Origin of the sequence: Microcoleus sp. F4-D5, from assembly GCF_036704885.1 — a bacterium.
Taxonomy (GTDB): Bacteria; Cyanobacteriota; Cyanobacteriia; order Cyanobacteriales; family Microcoleaceae; genus Microcoleus.
Genome location: NZ_JAUBSX010000167.1, coordinates 1 through 3,429 on the forward strand (window position 1 = coordinate 1; position 3,429 = coordinate 3,429).

Sequence of the window (3,429 nt, forward strand, 5' to 3'; positions counted from 1 at the left end):
TCACAGATTCAATTTCTCTATTCCTGACTCACCCTGATTTATACTTTTCCTCTGCCTAAAGTGACAAAACAGGGTTAAACGTGTTAGTTTCACAAAGGTAAAAAATCATGACGATCACAGAACGGTTTAAAAAGTTCACGATTTTGCATTCCAATGATATGTACGGAGACTTTGTGGCAGAGGCTGGGGGTGAAGATGGTCATCTGATTGGTGGAGTTTCGCTGCTTTCGGGCTAGATCGATCGAGTATGCCAAGAAGAGAAAAACGTACTGTTTGTGATTTCAGGTGACATGGTTCAGGGTTCTGTGATCGAGCGGGAATATAGAGGTTCTTCAACCAGAGAGATTATGAATTACCTCACTCCAGATGTAGTGACTCTGGGGAATCACGAATTAGATTAGGGGTTGCCTCACTTACTCTTGTTGGAAAAAATGGCGAATTTTCCGCTGGCAAATGCCAATTTGTATATCAAAAAGTACAACAAACGCTTGATGAATCCATATCTGATACTCAATGTAGATGGATTCGATATTATGTTCATCGGGATTGTCACTGAAGAAGCTCTTAGAAAATTAAAACGCGCTCAAAGTATTGGTACATTCATAAGTCTTGAAGATGCCGCATCAGAAGTTGGCAAAATTTGTAACGCCTACAAAAATGAGGACATAGACTTAATACCAATTTTAAACGAAATAACAGTATTCTTGTTCCCCCCCAATGCAGCGGGAGGGCTAGGGGGGTCGAAGAGTGTTGCACGATTTTAGAAAAATGGTATAACAATTATCCTGACTCATATCGGTTTTGAAGAGGATAAAAAACTAGCGGCGTTGCTAAATCCAGAATGGGGTGTCGATACGATCGTTGGCGGACACTCTCATACGTTTTTAGAACAACCTGCCCAAGTTAACGACATTCCGATCGCACAAGCAGGAGCAGGCACAGATCAGATTGGACGTTTCGATATTGTAGTAGATGACGATACTAACAGCATTGTTGAATGGAAGTGGCAACTCCTGCCTGTAGATAATAATCTGGCCGGGCCCGATCGAGAAATCGAAAAGCTGATTGCGACTTTCCAAGAACAGGTCGATCGCAAATATAATCGATTGGTTGGACGATTAGCCCGTAAACTGACCCATCCTAAGCGCGAACAAGAAACTGATTTGGGTAAGTTGTTCGCCGATATTTTTGTCCAACAAGATGTTTTAGATGTAGTTTTTGTAGCTAGTGGTTCAATACGTGGAAAAGAATTAGGCCCTCTAGTTACATTGAACGATCTGAAAATAATTTTTCCTTACGAAGATACTCTTTATAAATTTAGAGTTACCGGAGCACATCTGGTCAAGATATTTACACATATCATGAAACCGGAAAACAGAATAGCTGGTCAAAGTGAGTATTTTCAGGTAAACAAGGGTATTCAGGCAGTTTATAGTGATGTCCTGCATAGGCTTGAATCTTTAAGTATTAATGGAAAATCCATACAAGAAGATAATCAATATACAATCTGTATGGATGGCTATCGTTACCAAAATTACGAGCCGAATCTAGGTATAACACATCAAGAATTAGGTACTCCAAAAGTAATCACAACATCTAGGATGGATGTCATTGAAGAATACTTTAGTTATCATCAAAATCTTGACAGCCATATCGAAGGCAGATTGGTCTACAAGTAGAGATATCTTAAACCTTGGTCTTTCAACCATATCCGGCCAACGATAGGTTAATGTACCTAAAGTCACGTCCGAAGGTCGCGAGGAGAAACTTGCTGTAAATCGTCTATTGTGAGTTAATCAATATATGTATCTAAGGAAGCAGAAAAATGGATCTTGATAACTTGACTCAAATCTCCAAACGAGATTTGGAAATTATTCAACTACACCAATTTCAACAACCCATCTTCTGTTGCAATGTCACGGCACTTGCCTATGCCTTTACCGCATTAGGGCATCTGACCACCGTAGATGAAATTTTCTATGTCGCCCAACTGCCGATCGCGTCGGTTCTAGATGATGGCATGACGCTAGCAGAAACCTACGACACCTGTCTAACTTACATTGAAAGAAAAAAATTGCCGCTGTCCATTCGGGTGGAGCATTTTGATAAACCGAGTATGACGCTAGAAGCATTCATGCGTGAGGTTGAAGCCGCCGTTTCTGATGAAAGGGATGTCCATATTCTCAACTTCAACACCCGTATTGCCCATGAAAATCCAAGTTTAGAAGGTGGTCACTTCTCCTTATTAGCAGATTATAACCCGGACACTCAAGAAATCACCATTGCAGATACAAATCCCAAACGGTATACCCGGTTTTGGAAATGCCCAATTCAGCGTCTATATGCCGCTTGCGTGGATAAGGATTCCGCATCGAATCGCTCTCGTGGCATGATCGTGCTTCGCAGGCAGGAAGCCAATCTAGCAGATAAGGGAGTGGTTCATCCAGCAGAAATCGCCTTGAACAAGCTGCATTCTAACGACGTTTGATCGCAGCCCCCGTTCTTTCGTGAAGGCAAGATACCCGACTTCTCTAAGCAGTCGGGTATCTGAACCGCACAGGCAAAATTAAACGTGTTAGTTTCACAAAGGTAAAAAATCATGACGAGCACAGAACGGTTTAAAAAGTTCATATGTACGGAGACTTTATGGCAGAGGCTGGGGGTGAAGATGGTCATCTGATTGGTGGAGTTTCGCTGCTTTCGGGCTAGATCGATCGAGTATGCCAAGAAGAGAAAAACGTACTGTTTGTGATTTCAGGTGACATGGTTCAGGGTTCTGTGATCGAGCGGGAATATAGAGGTTTTTCAACCAGAGAGATTATGAATTACCTCGCTCCAGATGTAGTGACTCTGGGGAATCACGAATTAGATTAGGGGTTGCCTCACTTACTCTTGTTGGAAAAAATGGCGAATTTTCCGCTGGCAAATGCCAATTTGTATATCAAAAAGTACAACAAACGCTTGATGAATCCATATCTGATACTCAATGTAGATGGATTCGATATTATGTTCATCGGGATTGTCACTGAAGAAGTTATCAAATCATTAAAAATGGATACCAGTATCGGGACATTTGTAAGTCTTGAAGATGCTGCCTCAGAAGTTGGTAAAATCTGCAATGCTGACAAAAATCAGGACATAGACCTCACAATCCTCATGACACACATCGGTTTTGAAGAGGATAAAAAACTAGCGGTGTTGCTAAATCCAGAATGGGGTGTCGATACGATCGTTGGCGGACACTCCCATACAGTCCTAGAACAACCAGCCCAAGTTAACGACATTCCGATCGTACAAGCAGGAGTAGGTACAGGGGGAACGCATCTTATTGAACACTGTTCATCAGTGGTGAGTATATTTTAATATAAATTCACCATTCTTATAAGCTATAGACACACTTTGTAATGACTTTTGTAAGAAAAGAGGAAT

Annotated in this window: 7 protein-coding genes; all 7 read left to right on the top strand. The window is 41.4% G+C overall.

Features of this window, described 5'->3' with window-relative positions:
* Positions 1 to 107: 107 nt before the first annotated feature.
* The 7 genes from QUA80_RS33185 to QUA80_RS33210 all read left to right on the top strand — a co-directional run bounded on the left by QUA80_RS33185 (position 108) and on the right by QUA80_RS33210 (position 3,363).
* Complete coding sequence (locus tag QUA80_RS33185; protein ID WP_333429147.1) at positions 108 to 236, top strand: hypothetical protein; 129 nt, start codon at positions 108 to 110, stop codon at positions 234 to 236.
* On the top strand, positions 237 to 401 hold the full coding sequence (locus QUA80_RS33190) for a metallophosphoesterase (RefSeq protein ID WP_333429152.1): 165 nt from the start codon (positions 237 to 239) through the stop codon (positions 399 to 401).
* A 30-nt stretch (positions 402 to 431) separates the two neighbouring features.
* Positions 432 to 764, top strand: coding sequence for a hypothetical protein (locus tag QUA80_RS33195; RefSeq protein WP_333429148.1), 333 nt, complete (start codon positions 432 to 434; stop codon positions 762 to 764).
* Positions 765 to 827: 63 nt separating this feature from the next.
* On the top strand, positions 828 to 1,679 hold the full coding sequence (locus QUA80_RS33200; protein WP_333429149.1) for a 5'-nucleotidase C-terminal domain-containing protein: 852 nt from the start codon (positions 828 to 830) through the stop codon (positions 1,677 to 1,679).
* 146 nt (positions 1,680 to 1,825) lie between these two features.
* Positions 1,826 to 2,488: a phytochelatin synthase family protein gene (locus QUA80_RS33205; RefSeq protein WP_333429150.1), complete on the top strand. Its 663-nt coding sequence runs from the start codon at positions 1,826 to 1,828 to the stop codon at positions 2,486 to 2,488.
* Between the two features lie 221 nt (positions 2,489 to 2,709).
* Positions 2,710 to 2,874, top strand: coding sequence for a metallophosphoesterase (locus QUA80_RS34060; protein ID WP_445302319.1), 165 nt, complete (start codon positions 2,710 to 2,712; stop codon positions 2,872 to 2,874).
* Between the two features lie 30 nt (positions 2,875 to 2,904).
* A complete protein-coding gene (locus QUA80_RS33210) occupies positions 2,905 to 3,363 on the top strand; it encodes a hypothetical protein (protein ID WP_333429151.1) in 459 nt (152 codons plus the stop codon).
* The last annotated feature ends 66 nt before the right edge of the window (positions 3,364 to 3,429 follow it).

Coding starts and splice junctions, on each gene's coding strand:
- QUA80_RS33185 (WP_333429147.1), top strand. CDS start 108: ATGACGATCACAGAACGGTTTAAAAAGTTCACGATTTTGCATTCCAAT.
- QUA80_RS33195 (WP_333429148.1), top strand. CDS start 432: ATGGCGAATTTTCCGCTGGCAAATGCCAATTTGTATATCAAAAAGTAC.
- QUA80_RS33205 (WP_333429150.1), top strand. CDS start 1,826: ATGGATCTTGATAACTTGACTCAAATCTCCAAACGAGATTTGGAAATT.
- QUA80_RS33210 (WP_333429151.1), top strand. CDS start 2,905: ATGGCGAATTTTCCGCTGGCAAATGCCAATTTGTATATCAAAAAGTAC.